The organism is Burkholderia sp. MSMB1589WGS (assembly GCF_001636105.1).
GTDB classification, from domain to species: Bacteria; Pseudomonadota; Gammaproteobacteria; order Burkholderiales; family Burkholderiaceae; genus Burkholderia; species Burkholderia humptydooensis.
Genome location: NZ_LNJT01000007.1, coordinates 206,394 through 230,220 on the forward strand (window position 1 = coordinate 206,394; position 23,827 = coordinate 230,220).

Annotated in this window: 20 protein-coding genes and 1 riboswitch; of the genes, 9 read left to right on the forward strand and 11 right to left on the reverse strand. The window is 72.0% G+C overall.

Annotated features, from left to right (window positions below):
* Positions 1–9: 9 nt before the first annotated feature.
* Positions 10–1,110 carry a ferritin-like protein gene (locus WT16_RS08955; RefSeq protein ID WP_156521423.1) on the forward strand — a complete coding sequence of 367 codons (1,101 nt, stop codon included), beginning with the start codon at positions 10–12 and terminating at the stop codon, positions 1,108–1,110.
* Between the two features lie 164 nt (positions 1,111–1,274).
* On the opposite strand, the gene WT16_RS08960 is transcribed toward WT16_RS08955, so the two are convergent.
* On the reverse strand, positions 1,275–1,766 hold the full coding sequence (locus WT16_RS08960) for a MarR family transcriptional regulator (protein ID WP_015601453.1): 492 nt from the start codon (positions 1,764–1,766) through the stop codon (positions 1,275–1,277).
* A 123-nt stretch (positions 1,767–1,889) separates the two neighbouring features.
* Between WT16_RS08960 and WT16_RS08965 the strand changes: the two genes are divergently transcribed.
* Both WT16_RS08965 and WT16_RS08970 read left to right on the forward strand, forming a co-directional pair.
* Entirely contained in the window at positions 1,890–3,062 is a 1,173-nt protein-coding gene (locus WT16_RS08965; protein WP_063533168.1) for an MFS transporter, read from the forward strand.
* Positions 3,063–3,161: 99 nt separating this feature from the next.
* A complete protein-coding gene (locus WT16_RS08970) occupies positions 3,162–4,733 on the forward strand; it encodes a family 10 glycosylhydrolase (RefSeq protein WP_063533169.1) in 1,572 nt (523 codons plus the stop codon).
* A gap of 53 nt (positions 4,734–4,786) precedes the next feature.
* On the opposite strand, the gene cobM is transcribed toward WT16_RS08970, so the two are convergent.
* The 4 genes from cobM to WT16_RS08990 form a co-directional block, all read right to left on the reverse strand.
* On the reverse strand, positions 4,787–5,512 hold the full coding sequence (gene cobM, locus WT16_RS08975; RefSeq protein WP_063533170.1) for a precorrin-4 C(11)-methyltransferase: 726 nt from the start codon (positions 5,510–5,512) through the stop codon (positions 4,787–4,789).
* Between the two features lie 70 nt (positions 5,513–5,582).
* Positions 5,583–6,344, reverse strand: coding sequence for a cobalt-precorrin-6A reductase (locus WT16_RS08980; protein ID WP_063533171.1), 762 nt, complete (start codon positions 6,342–6,344; stop codon positions 5,583–5,585).
* On the reverse strand, positions 6,341–7,435 hold the full coding sequence (locus WT16_RS08985; RefSeq protein WP_063533172.1) for a cobalt-precorrin-5B (C(1))-methyltransferase: 1,095 nt from the start codon (positions 7,433–7,435) through the stop codon (positions 6,341–6,343). The genes WT16_RS08980 and WT16_RS08985 overlap by 4 nt, the downstream gene beginning before the upstream one ends.
* On the reverse strand, positions 7,432–8,658 hold the full coding sequence (locus tag WT16_RS08990; protein ID WP_063533173.1) for a bifunctional cobalt-precorrin-7 (C(5))-methyltransferase/cobalt-precorrin-6B (C(15))-methyltransferase: 1,227 nt from the start codon (positions 8,656–8,658) through the stop codon (positions 7,432–7,434). The genes WT16_RS08985 and WT16_RS08990 overlap by 4 nt, the downstream gene beginning before the upstream one ends.
* An 87-nt stretch (positions 8,659–8,745) precedes the next feature.
* Positions 8,746–8,953: riboswitch (cobalamin riboswitch) on the forward strand.
* A gap of 108 nt (positions 8,954–9,061) precedes the next feature.
* Here WT16_RS08990 and cobG point away from each other — a divergent pair.
* Genes cobG through cobJ form a run of 4 tightly spaced genes read left to right on the forward strand, consistent with a single transcriptional unit; the run spans position 9,062 to position 13,671 of the window.
* Positions 9,062–10,501 carry a precorrin-3B synthase gene (gene cobG, locus WT16_RS08995; RefSeq protein ID WP_063533174.1) on the forward strand — a complete coding sequence of 480 codons (1,440 nt, stop codon included), beginning with the start codon at positions 9,062–9,064 and terminating at the stop codon, positions 10,499–10,501.
* The gene (locus WT16_RS09000) at positions 10,494–11,120 is read left to right on the forward strand and encodes a precorrin-8X methylmutase (protein ID WP_063533175.1); all 627 of its coding nucleotides are present in this window, start codon (positions 10,494–10,496) and stop codon (positions 11,118–11,120) included. The genes cobG and WT16_RS09000 overlap by 8 nt, the downstream gene beginning before the upstream one ends.
* The gene (locus WT16_RS09005) at positions 11,117–11,851 is read left to right on the forward strand and encodes a precorrin-2 C(20)-methyltransferase (RefSeq protein WP_015601722.1); all 735 of its coding nucleotides are present in this window, start codon (positions 11,117–11,119) and stop codon (positions 11,849–11,851) included. The genes WT16_RS09000 and WT16_RS09005 overlap by 4 nt, the downstream gene beginning before the upstream one ends.
* Positions 11,848–13,671: a precorrin-3B C(17)-methyltransferase gene (cobJ, locus tag WT16_RS09010; protein ID WP_063533176.1), complete on the forward strand. Its 1,824-nt coding sequence runs from the start codon at positions 11,848–11,850 to the stop codon at positions 13,669–13,671. The genes WT16_RS09005 and cobJ overlap by 4 nt, the downstream gene beginning before the upstream one ends.
* Positions 13,672–13,807: 136 nt before the next feature.
* On the opposite strand, the gene WT16_RS35370 is transcribed toward cobJ, so the two are convergent.
* Positions 13,808–13,936 (reverse strand): hypothetical protein, encoded by a 129-nt coding sequence (locus WT16_RS35370; RefSeq protein ID WP_009912341.1) that lies wholly within the window; start codon positions 13,934–13,936, stop codon positions 13,808–13,810.
* Here WT16_RS35370 and WT16_RS09015 point away from each other — a divergent pair.
* Both WT16_RS09015 and WT16_RS09020 read left to right on the forward strand, forming a co-directional pair.
* Positions 13,923–15,284 carry a T2SS-translocated chitinase gene (locus WT16_RS09015; protein WP_009912343.1) on the forward strand — a complete coding sequence of 454 codons (1,362 nt, stop codon included), beginning with the start codon at positions 13,923–13,925 and terminating at the stop codon, positions 15,282–15,284. The two genes, WT16_RS35370 and WT16_RS09015, sit on opposite strands and share 14 nt — an antisense overlap.
* A gap of 203 nt (positions 15,285–15,487) precedes the next feature.
* Complete coding sequence (locus WT16_RS09020; protein ID WP_015601520.1) at positions 15,488–15,760, forward strand: hypothetical protein; 273 nt, start codon at positions 15,488–15,490, stop codon at positions 15,758–15,760.
* 103 nt (positions 15,761–15,863) lie between these two features.
* Here the strand turns inward: WT16_RS09020 and WT16_RS09025 are convergent, their stop codons facing one another.
* The 5 genes from WT16_RS09025 to cobW form a co-directional block, all read right to left on the reverse strand.
* Positions 15,864–16,550: an alpha/beta hydrolase gene (locus WT16_RS09025; RefSeq protein ID WP_063533177.1), complete on the reverse strand. Its 687-nt coding sequence runs from the start codon at positions 16,548–16,550 to the stop codon at positions 15,864–15,866.
* A 119-nt stretch (positions 16,551–16,669) separates the two neighbouring features.
* Positions 16,670–17,284: a VWA domain-containing protein gene (locus WT16_RS09030; protein ID WP_006026697.1), complete on the reverse strand. Its 615-nt coding sequence runs from the start codon at positions 17,282–17,284 to the stop codon at positions 16,670–16,672.
* Positions 17,285–17,355: 71 nt separating this feature from the next.
* Positions 17,356–18,549: an ATP-binding protein gene (locus WT16_RS09035; RefSeq protein ID WP_063533821.1), complete on the reverse strand. Its 1,194-nt coding sequence runs from the start codon at positions 18,547–18,549 to the stop codon at positions 17,356–17,358.
* Between the two features lie 158 nt (positions 18,550–18,707).
* Positions 18,708–22,661, reverse strand: coding sequence for a cobaltochelatase subunit CobN (gene cobN / locus WT16_RS09040; RefSeq protein WP_063533178.1), 3,954 nt, complete (start codon positions 22,659–22,661; stop codon positions 18,708–18,710).
* Between the two features lie 56 nt (positions 22,662–22,717).
* Entirely contained in the window at positions 22,718–23,791 is a 1,074-nt protein-coding gene (gene cobW, locus WT16_RS09045) for a cobalamin biosynthesis protein CobW (protein ID WP_059934302.1), read from the reverse strand.
* Positions 23,792–23,827: the final 36 nt, after the last annotated feature.

Below are 23,827 nucleotides of genomic sequence, written 5' to 3' on the forward strand. Positions count from 1 at the left end.
AGAGCCGACATGATCCACCTCAAACCCGTGTTGCCGAAAGGAACGATTACCGGCCCGTCAGCCGTCGTTCCGCTACAGCTCTACCTGCAGCAAGCGATCGAATTCGAGCATGCGACGATTCCGCTCTACCTGTATGCGATGTACTCGCTCGATCAGAAGAAAAACGACGCCATCGCCGACATCATCTTCTCGGTCGTGGTGGAGGAAATGCTGCACATGACACTCGCCGCGAACGTGCTGAACGCACTCGGCGGCACGCCCGTCATCGACAAGCCCGATTTCATCCAGAAGTATCCGGGCCATTTGCCGGGAGGCATCCAGGACGATTTGACGGTTTCCTTGCAACCGTTCTCGATGCAGCAGCTCGACGCGTTCCTTCAGATCGAGGAACCCGAGGACCCGCTGGTCTACCCGACATCGGCGCTCCTCGAAATCGACGCCGCGCGGGGATTGACGATCGGCCAGTTCTACAGCCTCATCTCGAACATGATCGGCGAAGTCGGCGACAAGGCATTCATCAACCCGCCCCGCAATCAGATCGGCCCCGCTCTGATGCCGGACGCCGTCATCGTCACCAACGTCGCAACCGCGCAGCAGGCAATCCGCACGATCGTCGAAGAAGGAGAAGGCACGTCGAAATCGCCGATCGAGGTGGTCGGGCGTTACCGCTACGCGCATTACTACCGCCTCATGCAAATCAAGAAGGGGCGAAAGCTCGTGAAAGACCAGTCCGGCTATTCGTATTCAGGCGATTCCATCGTCTTCGATCCGAGCGGCGTCTATGACGTGCCGGGCAACCCGAAGGTCGCCGACTATCCTTCCGGATCCGCGCAGCGGCGTGCCTGCAACAACTTCAACTACACCTATACGAGCCTGCTGAAGACATTGCATGCGCTGTTCAACGGACAAACCCCAGGCGACCGCTTCAATGCTGTCATCGGACTGATGATGTCGTTGAAGGCGCAAGCCACCGCGATGATGTCCGGCATCCCGAATCCGGCGGCGAAGCCCCTCCCCGCGCCGAGCTTCGAGTATCAGCCGGTCGATCCGGGCAGCGCGCAAGCATTCGATGCGCAGACGATCCCTTCGGAATTGCAACCGAATCGATGAGGTCGTTGGCAGGACGAGCGGCGGCGATGATGTTCGGCATCCCGAAGTCATCGGCGAAGCGGCTCCCCGGATCGCATGGCGGGTATCGAGCTGTCGATCCGGGGAGCGCGTCCCGTCAAACACGCGCCGCCGGCGCGCGATCGTCGCGGCACGGGCCCGGCGCTTCAGCCCTGCGCCTGCCCTTGCAACAGCTTGTCGAGCAGCTTCGCGAGCTGACGCTGTTCCGCGGCGCTGAGCGCGGACAGCACGCGCCGCTGATTGTCGACGTGCGCGACGACGGCGTCGTCGATCAGCGCGAGCCCCGCGCGCGTCAACGCGACGAGCGTGCCGCGCCCGTCCGCCGGGTTCGGACGCCGCAAGACCCACCCCGCCTTCTCGAGCCGATCGATCCGGTTCGTCATGCTGCCCGACGAAATCATCGCCGCGTCGTAGAGCGCCGTCGGCGTCAGCGCGTAAGGCGCGCCGCTGCGCCGCAGCGTCGCGAGCACGTCGAATTCGCCCGGCTGCAGGCCGTAGCGCGCGAAAAGCGGATTGAGCCTGTCGCGCGCGATGACGAGCGCCGCCTCCTGCAGCCGCCCGAGCACGATCATCGACGCCGGATCGAGATCCGGGCGCTCGCGGCGCCATTGCTCGATCGCATGGGCTGCGCGATCCATTAACCCTCCTGTTCGTCCAAGTTATCTTGACGTAGAGACAAGTCGAATCTATCTTGATGTCGAGACAATTATACGCAACGCGCACGCCCGGCAACCGTCCGGACGCGCGCCGCATCCGCGCTCATGCACAGACTCCTTTCTCCCGCATGGCGGCTCGCCGCCATCATACTAGTCGGCCTCAACCTGCGGCCGGCGCTCGCATCGGTCGGGCCGCTTCTCGACACGATCCAGCGCGCGAGCGGCTTGTCCGACAGCGCCGCGAGCCTGCTGACCACCGTGCCGGTCCTGCTGATGGGCGCGGGCGCGCTCGCCGCGCCGTGGCTCGCGCGCCGCGCCGGCGTGCGCGCGGGCGTCTGGCTCGGCGTCGCGCTGATCGGGCTCGCGTGCGCGGCGCGCGGCGCGGCGAGCGCGCCCGCCGCGCTGCTCGCGTCCGCGCTGTGCGCGGGGCTCGGCATCGCGGCCGTGCAGGCGCTGTTGCCCGGGTTCATCAAGGCCGAATTCGCCGCGCGCGCGGGCAGCGTGATGGGCTTCTATTCGACGTCGATCATGGGCGGCGCTGTATTCGCGAGCGTCGCGACGCCGTTCGCCGCGCACGCGATCGGATGGACCTCCGCGCTCGCCGGCTGGGCGCTGCCCGCCGTCGCGGCCGCGCTGCTGTGGCCGCTCGCGACCCGCGCGACAGCCCGCGACGCGCGAGCGCGCCCCGCCGCGCGCCGCACGCACGGCGCGCGTGCCTGGCTGCTCGCTGCGTTCTTCGGCCTCGGCACGGGCGCCTATACGCTCGTGCTCGCGTGGCTGCCGCCCTATTACATGTCGCTCGGCTGGTCGCCCGAAGCGGCGGGCGGCCTGCTCGGCGGCGTGACGCTCGCCGAGGTCGTCGCGGGGCTCGCCGTGTCGGCGTTCATCGACCGGCTGCCGGACCGCCGCCCCGCGCTCTTCGCGGCGATCGCGTCGCTGTTCGTCGGCCTGATCGCGCTGATCGCCGCGCCGCTCGGCTCCGCGCTGCCCGCGTCGCTGCTGCTCGGCCTCGGGATCGGCGCGCTGTTTCCGCTGTCGCTGATCGTCACGCTCGACCACGCGACGAGCGCGGCCGAAGCCGGCGCGCTCACCGGCTTCGTCCAGGGCATCGGCTATCTGATCGCGGGCCTGTTTCCGTTCGTCGCCGGCGTGATCCGGCAGAACGTCGCCGATCTGTCGCCGGCCTGGGGCTTCATGGCCGCGGTGTGCGTCGTGATGGCCGCGATGGCCGCACGCTTCGCGCCGCCGCGGCTCGCCGCCGCGCGAAGCGGCGCGTGAACGGCCCCCGTCCCGCCAGCTCCGGAACTCGCTCCGGGCGTGACGGTCCCTACTGGATCTCCTCGTCTCAACGCGCTGATCCGGCTCAAGGACCTGCCCATGCTGTCGACTCGATTCCGTCACCTCGCCACAGCCGCGCTCGTGCTGTCGGCCGGCGCGTGCGCCGCTGCGCCGGACGCCGCGCCCGAGCCTGAAGTCGCGTGCCGACCGGACGAGACGATGCCCAAGCGCCAGTTCCGCGGCACGTGGATCGCATCGGTGACCAACATCGACTGGCCGTCGCGCCCAGGCCTATCGGTCGCGGACCAGCAGGCCGAGCTGGGCGCGTGGCTCGACGACGCGGTGCGGATGAACCGCAACGCGGTGATCCTGCAGGTTCGACCGACCGCGGACGCCTTCTGGCCGTCGCCGTTCGAGCCGTGGTCGAAGTATCTGACGGGCACGCAAGGCGGCGACCCGGGCTACGATCCGCTCGCGTTCGCCGTCGCCGAGGCGCATCGGCGCAATCTCGAACTGCACGCGTGGTTCAATCCGTATCGCGTCGCGATGGACGACCGGGTCGACGCGCTCGCCGCCACGCATCCGGCGCGCCTGCATCCGGACTGGATCGTCCGCTACGGCGGCAAGCTGTATTACAACCCGGGCGTGCCGGCCGCGCGCGCGTTCGTCGTCGATGCGATCATGGACGCGGTCGGCCGCTACGACATCGACGCCGTGCATCTCGACGATTACTTCTATCCGTACCCGGTCGCGGGCGCGGCGTTCGACGATGCGTCGGCATACGCGCAATACGGCGCGGGCTTCGCGACGCACGCCGACTGGCGGCGCGACAACGTCGATCGTCTCGTCGAGTCGCTCGCGCGGCGCATCAAGGCCGCGAAGCCGTGGGTGAAGTTCGGGATCTCGCCGTTCGCGGTCTGGCGCAACGCGGCCACCGATCCGCAGGGCTCGCAGACGTCGGCTTCGGTGCAGACCTACGACGATCTGTACGCGGACACGCGCCGCTGGCTGCGCGAGCGCTGGATCGACTACGTCGTGCCGCAGGCGTACTGGGCGCGCGGCTTCGCGCCCGCCGACTATGACAAGGTCGTGTCGTGGTGGGCGAACGAGGCGCGCGGCCGCGACGTGCACCTGTATATCGGGCAGGCGGCGTACAAGGTCGGCACGTCGAATCAATCGCCGGGCTGGTCCGATCCGGCCGAGTTGAGCAACCACCTGGCGTTCAATCGCACGGCGCCCGAGGTGAAGGGCGACGTCTACTTCTCCGCGAAGGACGTGCGCGCGGACCGGCTCGGCGCGACGACGCTCGTCAATCGCACCTGGTATTCGCGGCCGGCGCTCGTGCCGGCGATGCCCGCGCTCGACGGAGCGGCGCCGCCGCCCGTGAAGGACCTGCGCGCGCAACGCCCGCCCGACGGCGTGCGGCTGCGATGGAAGCCGCGCTCGAAGGCGACGGCGTCATACGCGGTCTATCGTCACGAGCTTGGGCGGCAGGACATGTGCGGCAACCACGATGCACGCCATCTGCTCGCGACGGTTCGGGGAACCGAATTCGTCGACATCACCGCGCGCGCGGATCGCGGCTACCGCTACGCGGTCACGGCGCTCGATCGTCTTTGGAACGAGAGCGAGCCGGCCCACGTCGTGATGCCCGCGGCGAAGCCGTATTGACGATCCGACCGCGCATCCGCGCCACGCGCCCCGGCCTTCACGCCTTCACGCCTTCACGCCTTCGCGTAGAGCGTCGATTCGTCGAAGCCCTCGGCGTCGAGCACGCGCCCGATCAGGATCAGCGCGGTGCGCTCGATCCGCGCGCCCGCGACCTTGCCGACGATATCGGCGAGCGTGCCCGTCACGCGCGCCTCGTCCGGCCAGCTCGCTCGGTAGATCACGGCGATCGGGCAATCGGCGCCGTAGTGCGGCAGCACGTCGTCGACGATCCGCGCGAGATGCCGCACGCCGAGATGGATCGCGAGCGTCGCGCGGTGCGCGGCGAGGCTCGCGAGCGATTCGCCTTCGGGCATCGCCGTCTTGCCCGCGTAGCGCGTGAGGATCACGGTCTGCGCGACGCCCGGCAGCGTCAGCTCGACGCCGAGCGCCGCCGCGCACGCGGCCGTCGCTGTCACGCCCGGCACGATCTCGTAAGGAATCCCGAGCGCGGCGAGCCGGCGGATCTGCTCGCCGATCGCGCCGTACAGCGAAGGATCGCCGGAATGCACGCGCGCGACGTCCTGCCCTTTTCCGTGCGCCTGCGCGAGCAGCGCGACGATCGCGTCGAGATCGAGCTCCGCCGTGTTCACGACGAGTTCGGCGCGATGCCCGTCGAGCACCGCGGCCGGCACGAGCGAGCCCGCGTACAGGATCACCGGGCAACTGCGCACGAGGCGCTGGCCCCTCACCGTGATCAGCTCGGGGTCGCCCGGACCCGCGCCGATGAAGTACACCGTCATTCAAAATACTCCGTCATTCGTTCGATGATTCGATTCGAGGATGCGCCGACGCGCGCTCGCGCGCGGCCCGTCACGGCGTGCGAAAGGCGCGAAACGGACGAACCGCACGAAACGCGCGCAGCGCGTCGACGAGCGCCGCGATATCGCCGAATTCGCGATCCGCATCCGGCAGCGCCGGCCGCTCGACCATCACGACCGGCAAGCGCCGCTCGCGCGCGACGTCGAGCTTCGCCTCCGTCGCCGCGCCGCCGCTATTCTTGCTGACGACGACGTCGATTGCGGCCGTCGCGAAGAGCGCGCGCTCGCCTTCGACCGAGAACGGCCCGCGCGCGGCGAGCACGTGCGCGCGCGCGTTGCCTGCGTGCGCGTCGAGGCAGCGCACGAGCCAGTGCTGATGCGGCGCAATGTCGTCGAGATGCGCGAGCGGCTCGCGCCCGAGCGTGAAAAGCGGCCGCGCGAACGGCGCGATCGCGGCGAGAACGCCCGCCCAGTCCGCGACGCCGCGCCAGTCGTCGCCCGGCCGCGGCCGCCACGGCGCGCGGCGCAGCGCCCAATACGGCACGCCCGCCGCGCGGCACGCGGCGGCCGCGTTCGCGCTGATCCGCGCGGCGAACGGATGGGTCGCGTCGATAACGAGCGCGACCGCGTGCTCGCGCAGATGGCGCGCGAGCCCGTCGGCGCCGCCGAAGCCGCCGACCCGCACGTCGCACGCGAGATCGTCGGGCACCTTGCCGAGGCCGGCGAGGCTGTACACGTCGTGCGGCGCGAGCGTGCGCGCGACGCGCAACGCGTCGCCCGTGCCGCCGAGCAGCAACACGCGGCGCGCGCTCATCGCGCGACGCCGACGATGCGGCCCTCGCGGTCGATCGCGAGCGCCTCGACGTCGACCTCGTCCGGCACGATGTCGCGCGCGACGCGGCGCGCGTGCGCGCAGACGACGTCGCCGAGCGGCACGTGATGCGCGAGCGCGAGCGCCAACGCCTGCTGGCTCGTGTTCGCCGCGCGGATCTCGTGCTGCAGCACCGCGCTCGCGCCCGCTTCGCCCGCCCATTGGGCAAGCAGCGGCAAGTCGATGCTCGAATGGCGGCTGTGCAGATCGAGATGGCCCGCCGCGAGCTTGCTCAGCTTGCCGAAGCCGCCGCACAGCGTGAGCCGCGCGACGCTCGCGCGGCGCAGGTACTTGAGCACCGCGCCCGCGAAGTCGCCCATCTCGATCAGTGCGATGTCGGGCAGGCCGTAGCGCGCGCGCACCGCGTCCTCGCTCGCATTGCCCGTGCACGCGGCGATGTGCGTGACGCCGTTCGCGCGCGCGACGTCGATGCCCTGGTGAATCGACGCGATATACGCGGAGCACGAGAACGGCCGCACGATGCCCGTCGTGCCGAGGATCGACAATCCGCCGACGATGCCGAGGCGCGGATTCATCGTCTTCTGCGCGAGCGCCTCGCCGTTCTCGACGCCGATCGCGACGTCGAAGCCGCCCGCATAGCCGTGCTCGGCCGCGAGCGCCGCGAGATGCTCGCTCATCATCCGGCGCGGCACCGGGTTGATCGCGGGTTCGCCGACGGGAATCGCGAGCCCCGCGCGCGTGACCGTGCCGACGCCCGGCCCCGCGCGAAAGCGCACGCCCGGCTCGTGAACGAGCCGCACGCGCGCGAACACGAGCGCGCCGTGCGTCACGTCCGGGTCGTCGCCCGCGTCCTTGATCGTGCCCGCCTCCGCGCCGCCGGCGTCCGTCGCGCGGCAGAACGCGAGACGCATCGCGACGTGCTGCCCCTTCGGCAGCACGATGTCGGCCATGTCGCTCGCGCGGCCCGTCAGCAGCAGGCGCGCGGCCGCGAGCGACGTCGCGGTCGCGCAACTGCCCGTCGTGTAGCCGAAGCGCAGCGGCCGCGGCTGCTCGGGGGTTTCGTCGCGCATCATCCGTGCTCCGGCTGCGCGCCGCGCGGCTTGCGCGCGTCGTACAGCGTGACGGGCAGCGCCTGCCGCCAGGCGTCGAAGCCGCCGAGCGGCTGCGCGTGCGCGACCGACACGCGCGTGAGCGTGCCGCCATGCCGCTCGCGCCATGCGACGAGCGCCGCCTCGCCCTGCAGCGTCACCGCATGCGCGACGAAGCGGCCGCCCGGCTTCAGGCCCGCCCAGCACGCGTCGAGCACGCCGTCGCGGCTCACGCCGCCGCCGACGAACACCGCGTCTGGGGCGGCAAGGCCCGCGAGCGCGTCGGGCGCGCGGCCGGCGACGAGTTCGAGCGCCGGCACGCCGAGCGCGTCGCGGTTGTGCTCGATGAAGCGCTGCCGGTCCGGATGCGCTTCGATCGCGATCGTCCGGCAGCTCGGATGCGCGCGCATCCATTCGATGCCGATCGACCCGGAGCCCGCGCCGACGTCCCACAGCAATTCGCCCGGCGCGGGCGCGAGCCGCGTGAGCGCGAGCGCGCGCAGATCGCGCTTCGTCAGTTGGCCGTCGTGGCGGTACGCGTCGTCCGGCAAGCCGGGCGTGAGCGCCAGGCGCGGCGCGGCGCCGCACGCGCGGCATTCGATCGCGACGACGTTGAGCGCGGCCGCCCGCGCATCGCCCCACGCGTCGGCGCGCGCATCGATGCGCCGTTCGAGCGGGCCGCCGAGATGCTCGAACACCGTCATCGCGCTCGGCCCGAAGCCGCGCGCGGCGAGCGCGCCGGCAATCGCGGCGGGCGTCGCGCCGTCCGCGCTCAGCACGAACAGCCGCCGGCCCGGATACAGATGCCGATGCAAAGACGCGAGCGGCCGGCCGACGAGCGACACCGTGTCGACATCCTGCAGCGCCCAGCCGGTGCGCGCGGCCGCGAGCGACAGCGACGACGGCGCGGGCAGCACGCGCCACTCGTGCGGCGCGAGCGTGCGCGCGAGCGTCGCGCCGACGCCGAACAGCATCGGATCGCCGCTCGCAAGCACGCACACGCGCGCCGGAGCCCGCGCGAAGAGCGGCGCGAGATCGAACGGCTTCGGCCACGGCGCGCGCTCGGCGCCGTGCCGCGCCGGCAGCATCGCGAGATGCCGCTCGCCGCCCATCACCACCGCCGCGTCGGCGAGCGCGCGCCGCGCCGGCCTGCCGAGCCCCGCGTATCCGTCGTCGCCGATGCCCACCACCGTCAGCCACGCGCTCATCCGTCGTGCTCCATCGTGTTCCTGTCGATCCTGAAAGCGTCGTCCGCCTCGCGCATCGCGCGCTCGGGCGTCGCGAAAAAAGGCATAATACAGCGTCCGTCGACCGGCGCCCCACGGGGCCCAAGAGGGAACGCAGGGCGCGCCGCGCCGCTGCGGCTGCCCCCGCAACTGTGAGCAGCGAGTCCGCATCCGATCCACGCCACTGGCCAGGCCGCCCTTTTCGCGGCCGCCGGGAAGGCCCGCTGCGGATGACGACCTGCCAGCCAGGAGACCTGCCGGGACGTTTCGTTCGTGCCAGCCTTCATCGGGCGGGGTGTACCGATGCCGTAGCCCGCCGCTCGCGCGCTTGCCGCGCGGGAACGGCCGCCTCGGGCCGCCGCGCGACGCTTGATCCGGAGCGCTGTTGAATCCTTGCACCGCTGTTTTTTCATCCGACGCCGCGCGCGCCGCGAGCGCGTGTCCGGGACTCGTGCGCATCGTCGCCGCGCGCGACGGCGGCCTGTGCCGGATCAAGCTGCCGGGCGGCGCGCTTGCCGCCGCGCAGGCGCGCGCGGTGGCGGCCGTCGCGCGCGCGTTCGGCTCGGGCGTGATCGAGGCGACCAATCGCGCGAACCTGCAATTGCGCGGCGTGCGGGCCGGCAGCGAGGCTTGCGTGAGCCGCGCGCTGATCGACGCGGGGCTCGGGCCGCTGACGGACGGCCTGCCCGCGGCGTCGCCCGACACATGCGTCGCCGCGCGCGACGACGTGCGCAACGTGATGCTGAGCCCGACGGCCGGGCGCGACCCCGATGCGCTCGTCGACAGCGCCGCGCTCGCCGCCCGCCTCCTCGCGATGCTGCAGACCGAGCCGCGCTGCGCCGCGCTGTCGCCGAAATTCTCGGTGCTGCTCGATGGCGGCGAACGGCTCGCCGCGCTCGACCACCCGCACGACATCTGGCTGTCCGCGCTGCGCGACGCGCGCGGGGACACGCTGCTCGCGGTCGGGCTCGCCGGCTGCCCGCCCGTCGACGGCGAGCGCGTCGCACCGGGCGCAACGTTTACCGGCGCGCTCGCGGCCATCGCGCCGGCGCACGCGGTCGAGTGCGTGCGCGCGCTCGTGACGAGCTTCGTCGAGCTCGCGCCGCCGGGCGCGACGCGCATGCGCGACCTGCTCGCGACGTGCGCGCCCGACGCGTTCCTTTCGCATGCCGAATCGAAGCTGTCCGAATCGAAGCCGCCGTTCGCGCTGCGGCGCCGCGCGGATCTCGCCGGCTGGCGGCGCGCGCGCGTCGACACGGCGCTGCGTTTCGGCATCCAGCCCGAACGGGACCCGGCGCGCTGCGTCGTCGGCGCGCAGCCGCCGCTCGGCCGGCTCGACGCGAACGCGCTCGCGGCGCTCGCGGCGCTTGCCGACACGCACGGCGACGGCACGCTGCGCATCACGCCGTGGCAAGGCGTGATGCTGCCCGCCGTCGCGCGCGCGGCCGCGCCCGACGCGCTCGCGCGCCTCGCCGCGCTCGGCTTCGTGTGCGACGCGGCCGCTCCGCTCGCGCACGTCGTCGCGTGCGCGGGCTCGGCAGGCTGCGCGCGCGCGCCCGCCGACACGAAAGCCGACGCGCTCGCGCTCGCCGCGCGCCTCGCCGCCCCCGTCGACGTGCACGTCACGGGCTGCGCGCGCTCGTGCGCGTTGCCGCATGCGGCCGCGCACACGCTCGTCGCGAGCGCGGCGGGCCGCTACGACCTCTATCGGCGCGACGGCGCGACGGGCTTCGGCCGCGCCGTCGCGCGCCAATTGACGATCGACCAGGCCGCCGCCGCGCTCGCGCGCGGCGCACGGCCCACTCAGGATGACCTCGATGCTTGACTACCTTCGCGACGGCGGCGCGATCTATCGCGAATCGTTCGCGACGATCCGCGCGGAAGCCGATCTGACGGGCGTGCCGCCCGACCTCGAAAAACTCGCGGTGCGCGTGATCCACGCGTGCGGCATGGTCGACGTCGTCCGCGACCTGCGGTTTTCCGAAGGCGCGGGCGAAGCGGGCCGCGCGGCGCTCGCGGCCGGCGCGCCGATCCTCTGCGACGCGCGGATGGTCGCCGAAGGAGTCACGCGCGCGCGGCTGCCCGCGAACAACCCGGTAATCTGCACGCTCGGCGATCCGGACGTGCCGCGGCTCGCGCGCGAGATCGGCAACACGCGCTCGGCGGCCGCGCTCGAACTGTGGCGCGCGCATCTCGCGGGCAGCGTCGTCGCGATCGGCAACGCGCCGACCGCGCTCTTCCATCTGCTCGACATGATCGACGCGGGCGCGCCCCGCCCCGCCCTCATCCTCGGCTTTCCGGTCGGCTTCGTCGGCGCGGCCGAATCGAAGGCGCTCCTCGCGGCCGACAGCCGCGGCGTGCCGTTCGTCGCGGTCGCGGGCCGCCGCGGCGGCAGCGCGATGGTCGCCGCCGCCGTCAACGCGCTCGCTTCGGAGGCCGAATGACGCGCAGGACTGGGCGCCTCTACGGGCTCGGCGTCGGGCCGGGCGACCCCGAGCTGCTGACGATCAAGGCGCTGCGGATGCTGCAGGCCGCGCCCGTCGTCGCGTACTTCGTCGCGAAGGGCAAGAAAGGCAACGCGTTCAGCATCGTCGAGGCGCACCTGGGCGACGCGCAGACGCACCTGCCGCTCGTCTACCCGGTGACGACCGAGGCACTGCCGCCGCCCCTGTGCTACGAAACCGTGATCGCCGATTTCTACGACACGGCGGCCGCGCTCGTCGCCGCGCACCTCGACGCGGGCCGCGACGTCGCGGTGATCTGCGAAGGCGATCCGTTCTTCTACGGCTCGTACATGTACCTGCACGACCGGCTCGCGCCGCGCTACGACGCCCAGGTCGTGCCGGGCGTGTGCTCGATGCTGGGCGGCGCGGCGGTGCTCGGCGTGCCGCTCGTCTACCGGAACCAGAGCCTCTCGGTGCTCTCCGGCGTGCTGCCCGAGGACGAATTGCGCGAGCGTCTCGCGCGGGCCGACGCGGCCGTCGTGATGAAGCTCGGGCGCAACTTCGACAAGGTGCGCCGCGTGCTCGACGAGCTCGGGCTCGCGCGGCGCGCGCTGTACGTCGAGCGCGCGACGATGGCCGCGCAGCGGATCGTGCCGCTCGCGGACGTCGATCCGATGGCGTCGCCGTATTTTTCGCTGCTCGTCGTGCCGGGGGAAAAATGGCAAGGATGACCATCGCGCCCGCGATCGTGATACTCGGGCCGGGCGCGCTCGCGACCGCGCGCCGGCTCCAGGCGCGATTCGACGGCGCGCAGGTGCACGCGCTCGCGGGGCGCGCCGACGCCGACGTGGCGTTTTCCGAGCTCGGCGCGCACCTGCGCGAGCTGTATGCGCGCGGCGCGCCGATCGTCGCGCTGTTCGCGGCCGGCATCGCGATCCGCTGCGTCGCGCCGTGTCTCGCCGACAAGGGCGCGGAGCCGCCCGTGCTCGCCGTGGCCGAGGACGGCAGCGCGGTCGTGCCGCTGTTGGGCGGCCTCGCGGGCGCGAACGTGCTCGCGCGCGAGATCGCCGACGCGCTCGGCGTCGCCGCCGCGATCACGACGAGCGGCGAGCTGCGCTTCGGCGCGTGCATGCTGAATCCGCCCGAAGGCTACGCGCTCGCCGATCTCGACGCGGGCAAGCGCTTCGTGTCCGATCTGCTCGCGGGCGAAAGCACGCGCATCGAAGGCGACGCACGGTGGCTCGACGACGTCGCGCTGCCGCGCGACGCGCACGCGCCGCACGCGATCCGCGTCACGCCGCATGCGTCGCGCGGCGACGCGCGCGAATTGCTGATTCATCCGCGCAGCGTCGTCGTCGCGCTCGGTGACGGCGATGGCGATGGCGATGGCGATGGCGACGCCAACGGCATCGGCGACGTTGCGAGCAACGCTTCGGATCACGATGCAATCGCACGCACCCCTGCGAACGCGAACGCCGCATCGCCCGGCTTGCCGCCGCTCGCCGCGCGCATCGTCGCGACGCTCGCCGCGCACGATCTCGCGACGCTCGCGCTCGCGGCCGTCGTCGCGCCGGCGCGACGCATCGCCGATCGCGCGCTGACCGATGCGGCGCGCGCGCTGCGCGTGCCGTTGCGTTTCATCGAGACGAACGCGCACGACGCCTCGGGCGTGCTCGATGCCGCGCTGCCCGCCACGCTCGCGCGCCGCGCCGATGCGGGGCCGTCGCCGACGCCGCGCCACATCGCGATCGCCATCGCCGGCGCGCCCGTCGACGCCGATGCGCTCGGCGCGGCGCGCGGCCGCCTGACGGTGCTCGGCCTCGGCCCCGGCCGCGCGGACTTGATGACGCCCGCCGCGCGCGCGGCGCTCGCCGACGCGACCGACATCGTCGGCTACGCGACCTACGTGAACATGGCGGGCCCGTTCCGCGCGGACCAGCAACTGCACGTCTCCGACAACCGCGAGGAACTGCAGCGCGCGCGCCACGCGTTCGAGCTCGCCGCGCAGGGCCGGCGCGTCGCGGTCGTATCGTCGGGCGACCCCGGCGTATTCGCGATGGCGGCGGCCGTGCTCGAAGCGCTCGACGGCGCCGGCGACGCGCGCTGGGCGGCCGTCGAGCTCGACGTCGTGCCCGGCGTGTCGGCCGCGCTCGCGACGGCGGCCGAAGCCGGCGCGCCGCTCGGCCACGACTTCTGCCTCATCTCGCTGTCGGACAACCTGAAGCCGTGGGCGATCATCGAAAAGCGCATCGACCACGCGGCGGCCGCCGATTTCGCGCTCGCGTTCTACAACCCGGTGTCGCGCGCGCGGCCCGTGCAGTTCGATCGCGCGCTCGACATCGTGCGCCGGCATCGCGCGCCGGACACGGTCGTCGTGCTCGGCCGCGACATCGGCCGCCCCGGCGCGACGCTCGCGACGACGACGCTCGCCGCGCTGTCCGCGCAGCAGGTCGACATGCGCACGATGGTGATCGTCGGCTCGTCGACGACGCGGCGCATCGTGCGCGACGGCGCGCGCGACTGGGTGTACACGCCGCGCTGGTATCGCTGACGCCGCGGCGCAGCGACGCCCGGCACGCACCGCGATCTCACCCGTGAATCCAATACGCCCAATCGTTTCGGATAGCAAATCAAGGCGTCCGTCAAACCTTGAATCCGAATAATAAAAAGAATGACTAACGATTCCATCATGCGGTGGATTCCTCCATGATGTGCAAGCCGAAGCGCCGACCGCCCATCGAGCGCGGCGACGCGACGGCGATATGCAGGCCAGCATATCCACCCATCAACATGGAGAGAACAATGAACTTCAGCATGTTGTCCCGCATCGTCCCGCGCGCGATCGCGGCGGGCTGTCTGTTCGCGGCGGCGGGCGCGTCGCAGGCGGCGGGCGTCTACGCGCCCTACGTCGACGTGACGCTCTATCCGACGCCGCTCGTCGACCAGATCGGCGTGCAGCAAGGCATCCAGCAATTCATGCTCGCGTTCGTCGTGTCGGGCGGCAACCAGTGCGTGCCGTCATGGGGCGGCGTGCAGCCGATCGGCAACGGCGCGACGGGCGATCTGCTCGACAAGATCGCGACATCGGTCGCGGCCTATCGCGCGAAAGGCGGCGACGTCGCGGTGTCGTTCGGCGGCGCGGCCGGCCAGCCGCTGATGCAGGCGTGCGCGAGCGTCGCCGCGCTGAAGGGCGCGTACCAGACCGTGATCGACACGTACAGCCTCACGCACGTCGATTTCGACATCGAAGGCGCGTCGCAGCAGGATTCGGCCGCCGTCGCGCGCAACTTCCAGGCGGTCGCGCAACTGCAGGCCGACTACGCGGCGAAAGGCAAGCCGCTGCACGTGACGCTGACGCTGCCGGCGATGCCCACGGGCCTCGTGCAGGACGGCCTGAACGTGCTGAACGCGGCGCTCGCGAACAGCGTGACGCTCGACGCGGTGAACATCATGACGATGGATTACGGCCCGTCCGGCATCGACATGGGCGCGGCCGCGATCAGCGCCGCGCAGGGCCTCTACTCGCAGCTCGACACCGCCTACAAGTCGGTGGGCAAGCCGCAGACCGACGCGCAGCTCAAGCAGCTCGTCGGCGTGACGCCGATGATCGGCGTCAACGACGTGGCGGGCGAGGTCTTCACGCTCGCGAACGCGCAGAGCGTGCAGACGACGGCTGCGAACAACGGCTACGGCGTCGTCGGCATCTGGTCGATCACGCGCGACAAGGCGTGCGACGGCGGCTCGCAATACGCGTCGCCGATCTGCTCGGGCGTCGCGCAGCAGCCGTATGCGTTCTCGTCGGTCTTCAAGCAACTGGGCGGCCACTGGGGCTCGGGCGTCACGCAGGACCCGAACTACGGCGGCGGCTCGGACGGCGGCGGCACGCCGCAGCCGGGCGCGCCGTGGTCGGCGACGCAGGTCTACACGGCGGGCGCGACGGTCACGTACCAGGGCACGACCTACCAGGCGCAATGGTGGACGCAGGGCGACATTCCGGGGCAGGCGGCGGTGTGGAAGCCCGTCGGCGGCAACGTGCCGGCGTGGTCGTCGACGGCCGCGTATCCGGGCGGCGCGTGCGTGATGTATCAGGGCGCGAAGTATTGCGCGAAATGGTGGACGCAGGGCGACGTGCCGACCGCGGGCGGGCCGTGGGCGAGAGCGTGAGCGCGCCGGCCGGGCCGCGCGCCGGCGCGCAGTAGCCGGCTGTCGCGGCGGGACCGGCCGCGGGCGGGCATCTCCCGCGTGGATCGCGATGCGGGCCGCGCCGGCGGATCGGATGTCGGTGCGGCTGCAATATGACGATCGGACGATGGAGCAACGCCGCGCGGCTGCAGTATCCTGAGCGCATCGATCCTTCCGGAGCCGCCATGAAACGCTTCCTGTCACGCGTCACCCTCCCCTGCCTCGCGCTGGCTGTCGCACTCGTCGCATCCGTCGCGCAGGCTCAAAAGCAGACCTACCATTTCGACGAAGGCGGCACGACGCCGACGGGCGTCACGTCACAGCCGGCTTCCGCGTCCGCGCAGGCGCGCACGCGTCAGGCGAAACCGCATCGGCATCCCGTGCACCGGAGCAAGCATCATCGGACGCACCGCCGCGCGCGCAGCGTGCGGAGCGATAGCTTCTATTCGCATCCTTGATGCGTGCGTGACATACGCGACGCGCACGCCGTCCGCGGCGCACGCGTTCGAGGGCATCGCGCAAGCGCACTTACGCGCGGGCGGCGGCCCCGAACGGGCGTGATCATGCCGTCTGAAGCGCCGCGATCCGCGCGTGCAGCCACTGGCGCAGCGCGTCGAGTTCCTCGATGCACACCGAATGCGGCATCGGGTACGCGTGCCAGTCGACGCTTGCGCCCTTCTCGCGCGCGAAATCGCGGGCGACCTCGCCGAGACGGATCGGCAGGATGTCGTCGTCGGTGCCGTGCGCGGCGAAGATCGGCGTCGTGCGATTCGCGTCGGCGAGCCGCTCGTCGATGAAGCGCGGCGACGGCACGTAGCCCGACAGCACGATCAGGCCCGCGAGCGCATCCGGATGCGTGAGGCCCGCCGAGTACGTCATCGCGCCGCCCTGCGAGAAGCCCGCGACGAAGATCCGCGACGTCGGGATGCCGTGGCGGTTCTGCTCTGCGATCAGGCGCCGCACGGTCGCGCACGACGCGTCGATCCCCGCTTCGTCGACTTGCCGGTTCACGCCTTCGAACGACAGGATGTCGTACCACGCGCGCATCACATAGCCGTTGTTCGCGGTGACTGCGATCTCGGGCGCGTTCGGGAACACGAAGCGCACGGCCGGGCCGTTCGCGATCCGCAGCTCGGGAACGAGCGGCACGAAGTCGTTCGCGTCGGCGCCGAGGCCGTGCATCAGGATCACCGCGAATGCGGGATGGGGGCCGGTTTCGATTTCGATCGTCGGCGGGTCGTCGAGCATGCTGAGGCTCCGTGGGATGGGATGGATCGGGGACAGTGCGTCGATGATCGCATATCGAGATGGCGATCGGCGCGCGGCGCGTGCAATGGGCAGCCGAGTCCCGCCGTCGCGCCGGCCCGTCACACGCTCCCGCGCGCGAGCGCGTGAGGCGCGACGAACGTCGCGCCCCACGCCTGCGCGAGCCGCTCGCAGCGGCCGAGCCTCACGGCAGCGTCGTCGAAGTCGACGATGACGACCCGGTCGGCGAGCGCCGGCCGCGCCGGCGATTCGGCCGTTCGCCCGTCCGACAGCAGCCACAGCCAGCGCTGCTGCCGCGGGCGGCGGCGCGCGGCGCGCGCGAGCAGCCGCGTCGCAACGCCGATGCCCTGCGCGAGCGGCGTGCCGCCGCCGCCGCCGACGGGCGCGAGCCAGCGCTCGTTCCACCAGCGCGGCACGGCCGGCCCGAAGCGCACGTCGGCCGAGCCGCCGCCGAAGCAGACGAGCGCCGCGTCGGCGCGCTCGCGCGCGAGCGAATCGAACAGCGCGACGACGAGCCCCTTCGCCCGCGCAAGCCGCTCGGCCGTCAGCATCGACGCCGAGCAGTCGAGCACGAAGCAATGCAGCGCGCCCGGCGAGCCGGCTTGCGGCCGATAGCGCAGATGGTCGGCGCGCAGCGCCTCGCCACGCTTCGCCGCGAGCGTCGCGCGCCATGCGATGCGCGTGCCGGGGCGGCCTCGCGCATCGTCGCGGCGCATGCCTCGTTCGAGCCATCGAAGCCCGCTGTCCGGCGCGTGCGCGGCGACAGCGGCGGCATCCGTCCGATGGCTCAGCGTTTTTTTAGCGGCAGCGGGATCACGCCTTTGACGGACGCGATGCCCACCGGCTCGGGCGACAGATAGCCCCAGTCGCTGTCGTCGGCGGCTGCGCGGCGCTCGCCCGCCGCTTGTCGGTCCGCATCGGACGGCGCGGGCCCCCGCTCACGCGCCGATCCGGCCGCGTCGGCCGGCCGCGCGCCGCCTGCATCGCGCGGCGGCGCATCGCGATGCGCCGGATCGGTCGCGGTTTCGCGCTCGGCGGCGTCCGTCGCCGCTTCGGGCTTCGATTCAGACCGAGACTCGGGCCGCGTGCGCCGATGGCGCAGCACGTCGGCGGCGACGCGCCCGACGTGCGCCACATCGACGCTCGCCGCCCCGTCGAGCGCCGCGAGCGCCCGCGCGGCGCGCAGCATCACGAGGTCGCCGCGCAGGCCGTCGACGGCCGCGTCGATGCACAGCTCGGCGACGCGCGCGTGCGCGGCGTCGTCGAACGCAAGCGCCGGCAGCGCTGCACGCGCCGCACGGATTTTCGCGGCGAGCGCCGCCTGCGCGTCGCGGTACTGCGCGCGAAAGCCGTGCGGATCGAGATCGAACGCGAGCCGCGCCTTGACGATCCGCTGCCGCGTCGCCGCGTCGTAGCAGTTCGCGAGCTCGACCATCAGCCCGAAGCGATCGAGCAGTTGCGGCCGCAGCTCGCCCTCTTCCGGGTTCATCGTGCCGACGAGCGCGAAGCGCGCCGCGTGGCTGTGCGAGACGCCGTCGCGCTCGACCGTGTTGACGCCGCTCGCGGCCGCGTCGAGCAGCGCGTCGACGAGCGCGTCCGGCAGCAGATTGATCTCGTCGACGTACAGCACGCCGAGATGCGCGCGCGCGATGAGGCCGGGCGAGAAGCGCACCGCATTGTCGGCGAGCGCGCTCGCGAGGTCGAGCGAGCCCGTGACCTGCTCGTCGGTCGCCGACAGCGGCAGCGTGACGAAGCGCCCTTCGGGCAGCAGCTCGGCGAGCGCGCGCGCGGCGGTCGACTTCGCGGTGCCGCGCGGGCCGCTGACGAGCACGCCGCCCAGCCCCGGATCGACGGCGACGAGCAGCAGCGCCTGCTGCAGCGCAGCCTGGCCGATCAGCGCGGAAAACGGATAGACGGCCGGCAGTGCGCGGTCGTCGGAGGCGGCGGCCGCAGCCGCGCCGGCTTCGTTCGTTTGGTTCACCTGAGTTCCCGTGATGGTGACGGTTGCGCCGGATGCATCGGATATGCCGGGCGCGACGGTCGGCTCGACCGCGCGTTTCGCGACGCGCGCCGCGCTTGCAACGTCGTTCATGCCGTTCGCGCCGCGCGCGACACCCCAGCCGTCGATCGCCCCGCCGCTCACCGCCGCCCGCCTTCGAGCCACTGCTCGCTCGCGAGCAAATAGCCTTCGATCGCGTCGCGGTGCGCGCCCGGCGCCTGCCACAGGCCGCGCTGCATCGCCTCGACGAGCCGCTCGCAGATCCCGTGCAGCGCGTGCGGATTGTAGCGCTCGAGGAACGCGCGCGTGTCGGCGTCGTGCAGGTACGCGTCGGCGACGAGCGCGTACTGGTGATCGGCGACGACGCGGGCGGTCGCGTCGTACCCGTACAGGTAATCGACGGTCGCGGCGATCTCGGCCGCGCCCTTGTAGCCGTGCCGCTTCACGCCGTCGATCCACTTCGGATTGACGACCCGCGAGCGGATCACGCGCGCGATCTCCTCGCGCAGCGTGTTGATCCGCGGCGCGGCCGGATTGCTGTGGTCGCCGTGATAGAGCCCCGGCTGCCGGCCCGACGCGTGGCGCACCGCGGCCGCCATCCCGCCCTGGAACTGGTAGTAGTCGTTCGAATCGAGGAGATCGTGCTCGCGGTTGTCCTGGTTCTGCACGACGGCGTCGATCATCGCGAGGCGCGCGCCGAACGCGTCGTGCGCGGCTTCGCCGGCGCTGTTCTGCGCGTACGCGTAGCCGCCCCAGTTCCGGTACGCGTGCGCGAGATCGGCGTCGGTCTGCCAGCGGCGGCCGTCGATCAGCGCCTGCAAGCCCGCGCCGTATCCGCCCGGGCGCGCGCCGAACACGCGCCAGCCGGCGCGCCGGCGCGCCTCGTCGGCGGGCATGCCGCGCGCGACGAGCGCGTCGGCCTCGCGCCGCACGCGCGCGCGCACCGGATTCAGGTGCTCGGGCTCATCAAGCTCGGCGACCGCCTGCACGGCCGCATCGAACAGGTGCATCACGTTCGCGAACGCGTCGCGAAAGAAGCCCGACACGCGCAGCGTCACGTCGATGCGCGGCCGGTCGAAGATCTCGATCGGCAGGATCTCGAAATCGGTCACGCGATGGCTGCCGGGCGCCCACTTCGGCCGCACGCCGAGGAGCGCGAGCGCCTGCGCGACGTCGTCGCCGCCCGTGCGCATCGTCGCCGTGCCCCACACCGACAGGCCGACCGCGCGCGGGTAGTCGCCGTGCTCCTGCAGGTGGCGCTCGATCAGTTGCTGCGCCGATTTGAGGCCGATCGTCCACGCGGCCTGCGTCGGCACCGCGCGCGTGTCGACCGAGTAGAAGTTGCGGCCCGTCGGCAGCACGTCCGGCCGGCCGCGCGACGGCGAGCCGCTCGGCCCCGGCGGCACGAAGCGGCCTTCGAGGCCGCGTCGCAGTTGACGCAGTTCCTCGTCGCCGCATGCGTCGAGGCGCGGCAGCACGTCGCGCGCGATGCGTTCGAGCACCGCGTGCGTGCGCGGCCAGTGCGCGGCGACGTAGGCGGGATCCGCGAAGTCCGCTGTGCTCGGGCGCGGCGCGTCGTTCGGCGTCCCGGCGTCGCGTGACGCGTCGCTTGGGCCGATGAGGCTTTCGGTGGCGTGGTCGTGCGCGGCGCTCGACGCATGCGCGCAAAGCAACGCTTTGCCGCCACGCCCGTGCGCATCGCGGCCGTCCGCGCTGATCCGCTCGATCAACCGGCTCGCGAGCCCTTCGAGCCGCTCGCGCGTGTCGCCCGCGTGCCGCCACGGCTCGTCGCCGACCGCGCACAGCGCGGCGGGCCGCGGCCCCGTCCACGGCGCGGCCCAGTCGGACGCGAGCGGATCGAACGATTCGCCGAGCGCGAGATCGTGCGCGAGCGCGCCGATCAGCCCCGCGTGCTCGCCGCGCCCGTCGCCCGACGGAAAGCGCGCGAGCGCCGCGAGCGTGTCGCGCCGCTGCCGGCCGCGCGGCGAGCTGCCGAACGTGTGCAGCCCGTCGCGGATCTGCGCCTCCTTCAGCTCGCAGAGCCACGCGTCGACGCGCGTGAGCAGCGCATCCTCCGCGTCGCGCCCGGCAGGCGGCGCGATGCTCAATTCCTCGTGCAGCTTGTGCTCGACGATGGTCGCGAGAATCGTCTCGCGCAGCACCTTCGCACGGCGCGCGTCGACCATCAGCGCGTCGTAGTATTCGTCGACCTGCCGCTCGAGATCCTGCAGCGGCCCGTAGTTCTCCGCGCGCGTGAGCGGCGGCATCAGGTGATCGACGATCACCGCCTGCGCGCGCCGCTTCGCCTGGCTGCCCTCGCCCGGATCGTTGACGATGAACGGATACAGATGCGGCATCGGCCCGAGGATCAGATCCGGCCAGCACGCATCGGACAGCGCGACGCTCTTGCCCGGCAGCCATTCGAGATTGCCGTGCTTGCCGACGTGGACGACCGCGTCGATGCAAAACGCGTCGCGCAGCCAGAAGTAGAACGCGAGATACGCGTGCGGCGGCACGAGATCGGCGTCGTGGTAGTTCGCGTAATCGTCGTTGCCGTGCGAACGCGACGGCTGCACGCCGACGAACACGTGGCCCGCGCGCCAGCCGGCGATCGGAAAGCGCCGCTGCCGCAGCGTCGGGTCCGCTTCGGGCGGCCCCCAGCGCGCGTCGAGCGCATCGCGCACCGCGGCCGGCAACTGCGCGAAGCGGCGCAGGTAATCGTCGAGCGGATAGCTCTGGAACGCCGGGCGCAACGCGCGCGTCGACGGATCGTTCGTCACGCCCTCGGTGATCCGTGCGAGCAGCGCGTCGCCGTCGCCCGGGAGCGCGTCGATCCGATAGCCTTCGTCGCGCAGCATCGCGAGCACCGCGAGCGCGGACGCCGGCGTGTCGAGCCCGACGCCGTTGCCGATCCGCCCTTCGCTCGCCGGATAGTTCGCGAGCACGAGCGCGACGCGCTTGCGGGCGTTCTCGAGCGTGCGCAGCCGGCACCAGCGGCGGCTCAGCTCGGCGACGAACGCGATCCGCTCGTCGTCCGGCTGGTAGCGCACGACGTCGACCTCGGTGTGCGGGCAACGGTACGCAAGCCCCTTGAAGCTCACCGCGCGCGTGACGATCCGGCCGTCGACCTCGGGCAGCGCGACGTGCATCGCGATGTCGCGCGCGTTCAGCCCGTGCGGATCGGCAAGCCACGCGTCGCGGTTGCCGCCCGACAGGATCACCTGCAGCACGGGCGCATCGCCCGCCAGCGCCTCGGGCTCGGCGGCGTCGAGCGCGCCCGCGGCGAACGCGGTCGTGTTCAGCACGAGCGACACGTTCGCTTCCGCGCACAGTGCGTCGACGACCGCGCGGCTCATCGCGTCCTTGAGCGACGTTACCGCGATCGGCAGCGGATTCAGGCCGGCGCGCGCGAGCGCGTCGGCGAGCGCGTCGAATACCGCGGTGTTCGCGGCCTGCCAGTGCGCCTTGTAGAACAGGATCGCGACCACCGGCGCATGCTCGCGCCAGCGTGCGCGCCAGTCGTCGAGGCTCGGGCTCGCGAGCGCCGGGTGATAGAGCGCGGCGGCGGGCAATGGGCGCGGCGGCTCGGGCTCGCCGCCCACGCCGAGCGCGTGATGCGCGATGCTGCGCAACAGCGCTTGCGCGTTCGCCGGCCCGCCCTCGCGCAGATAGCGCCACCACAACCGACACAGCCCGGGCGCGACGGTGCTCTTCGCGATCAGGTTCGGATCTTCCTGCAGGTCGCCCGAGAACATCGCGAGCTTTTGCCCGGCGCGGTCCGCGAGCGCGACCGCCTGCTCGATCCCGTACGGCCAGTACGTCTCGCCGCCGAGATGGTCGATCACGACGACGCGCGCATGCCGCAGCACGTCGTCGACGTAGAAATCGACCGACGCCGGTTGCCTGAGGAACGTCACGTTCGCGAGCCGCACGCTCGGAAAGCCGTCGCCGAGCGTCGGCACGACGCTCGCGAGCAGCGACAGCGTGGTGTCGGCCGAGCTCAGGATCACGATGTCGGCCGGCCGCTGGTCGATCCGGACGACGCCCGCCGTATCGTCGACGAAACCGCCCGGCGTGGTACGCAACAGATGCATCGCTCTACTCCCGCTTCAATCGCGCCCGGCTGCGCCGCGCTTCGCCCGCCGCCGCGTCACGCGGCCTGCCCGCGCGCGGCGAGCGCCGCGTCGAACGCGCGCTGCAGCGCGGCCGCGTCGAGATCCTCGCCGATCAGCACGAAGCGGCTCGCATCCGCTTCGCCGTCGCGCCAGCGGCGGTCGAAATAGCTGTCGAAGCGCCGGCCGACGCCCTGCACGACGAGCCGCATCGGCGTGCCCGGCAGCGCGGCGAAGCCCTTCACGCGATAAATCGTGTGCGCCTCGACGAGCGCCGCGAGCGCGTCGAGCACCGCCTCGCGCGAGCTCACGCGCGCCTCGACGACGACCGAATCGAATTCGTCGTGGTGATGATCGGGATCGTCGGCCGAGCCGTGGTGGTCGTGCCGCAGATGGATCGTCTCCTCGGACGCGGCGTTCAGCCCGAGCAGCGTCGCGAGATCGAGCTCGCCGCGCTGCGCGCGCACGAGCTTCACCTGCGGCGGAACTTCGTCGCGGATCGTCGTCTCGACGGCCGCGAGCGCCGCGTCGTCGAGCAGATCGGTCTTGTTGACGATCACGAGATCGGCGCACGACAACTGATCGGCGAACAGCTCGTGCAGCGGCGATTCGTGATCGAGGTTCGGATCGGCGCGGCGCTGCGCGTCGACGGCGACCGGGTTCTCGGCGAACAGGCCGAGCGCGGCGGCGGGCGCGTCGACCACGGTCAGCACCGCGTCGACCGTGAAGCCGTTCCTGATCGACGGCCAGTTGAACGCCTGCACGAGCGGCTTCGGCAGCGCGAGGCCGGACGTCTCGATCAGTACGTGATCGATGTCCGCGCGGCGCTCGACGAGCTTTTCCATCACCGGATAGAACTCCTCCTGCACGGTGCAGCACAGGCACCCGTTCGCGAGCTCGTAGAGGCGGCCGTCGGCTTCGCGGCCGGTTTCGTCGCAGCCGATGCCGCAGCCCTTCAGGATCTCGCCGTCGATGCCGAGCTCGCCGAACTCGTTGACGATCACGACGATCCGTTGGCCGCCCGCGTGCTGGAGGATGTGGCGCAAGAGCGTCGTCTTGCCGCTGCCGAGAAAGCCCGTGACGATCGTCACGGGGATTTTGCGCATCTGCATGGTGGTTCCGTTGGTCGGTATCGGGTCAGTGTCGGG

Bases quoted from the DNA above. Each gene is read 5' to 3' on its own strand.
- WT16_RS09025 (WP_063533177.1), bottom strand. From the start codon at position 16,550: ATGCTCGACGACCCGCCGACGATCGAAATCGAAACCGGCCCCCATCCC.
- WT16_RS09030 (WP_006026697.1), bottom strand. From the start codon at position 17,284: ATGCGCCGCGACGATGCGCGAGGCCGCCCCGGCACGCGCATCGCATGG.
- WT16_RS09020 (WP_015601520.1), top strand. From the start codon at position 15,488: ATGAAACGCTTCCTGTCACGCGTCACCCTCCCCTGCCTCGCGCTGGCT.
- WT16_RS35370 (WP_009912341.1), bottom strand. From the start codon at position 13,936: ATGCTGAAGTTCATTGTTCTCTCCATGTTGATGGGTGGATATGCTGGC.
- WT16_RS08965 (WP_063533168.1), top strand. From the start codon at position 1,890: ATGCACAGACTCCTTTCTCCCGCATGGCGGCTCGCCGCCATCATACTA.
- WT16_RS09015 (WP_009912343.1), top strand. From the start codon at position 13,923: ATGAACTTCAGCATGTTGTCCCGCATCGTCCCGCGCGCGATCGCGGCG.
- WT16_RS09005 (WP_015601722.1), top strand. From the start codon at position 11,117: ATGACGCGCAGGACTGGGCGCCTCTACGGGCTCGGCGTCGGGCCGGGC.
- cobM (WP_063533170.1), bottom strand. From the start codon at position 5,512: ATGACGGTGTACTTCATCGGCGCGGGTCCGGGCGACCCCGAGCTGATC.
- cobW (WP_059934302.1), bottom strand. From the start codon at position 23,791: ATGCAGATGCGCAAAATCCCCGTGACGATCGTCACGGGCTTTCTCGGC.
- WT16_RS08980 (WP_063533171.1), bottom strand. From the start codon at position 6,344: ATGAGCGCGCGCCGCGTGTTGCTGCTCGGCGGCACGGGCGACGCGTTG.
- WT16_RS08990 (WP_063533173.1), bottom strand. From the start codon at position 8,658: ATGAGCGCGTGGCTGACGGTGGTGGGCATCGGCGACGACGGATACGCG.
- cobN (WP_063533178.1), bottom strand. From the start codon at position 22,661: ATGCATCTGTTGCGTACCACGCCGGGCGGTTTCGTCGACGATACGGCG.
- WT16_RS08985 (WP_063533172.1), bottom strand. From the start codon at position 7,435: ATGATGCGCGACGAAACCCCCGAGCAGCCGCGGCCGCTGCGCTTCGGC.
- WT16_RS08955 (WP_156521423.1), top strand. From the start codon at position 10: ATGATCCACCTCAAACCCGTGTTGCCGAAAGGAACGATTACCGGCCCG.
- WT16_RS08970 (WP_063533169.1), top strand. From the start codon at position 3,162: ATGCTGTCGACTCGATTCCGTCACCTCGCCACAGCCGCGCTCGTGCTG.
- WT16_RS08960 (WP_015601453.1), bottom strand. From the start codon at position 1,766: ATGGATCGCGCAGCCCATGCGATCGAGCAATGGCGCCGCGAGCGCCCG.
- cobJ (WP_063533176.1), top strand. From the start codon at position 11,848: ATGACCATCGCGCCCGCGATCGTGATACTCGGGCCGGGCGCGCTCGCG.
- WT16_RS09000 (WP_063533175.1), top strand. From the start codon at position 10,494: ATGCTTGACTACCTTCGCGACGGCGGCGCGATCTATCGCGAATCGTTC.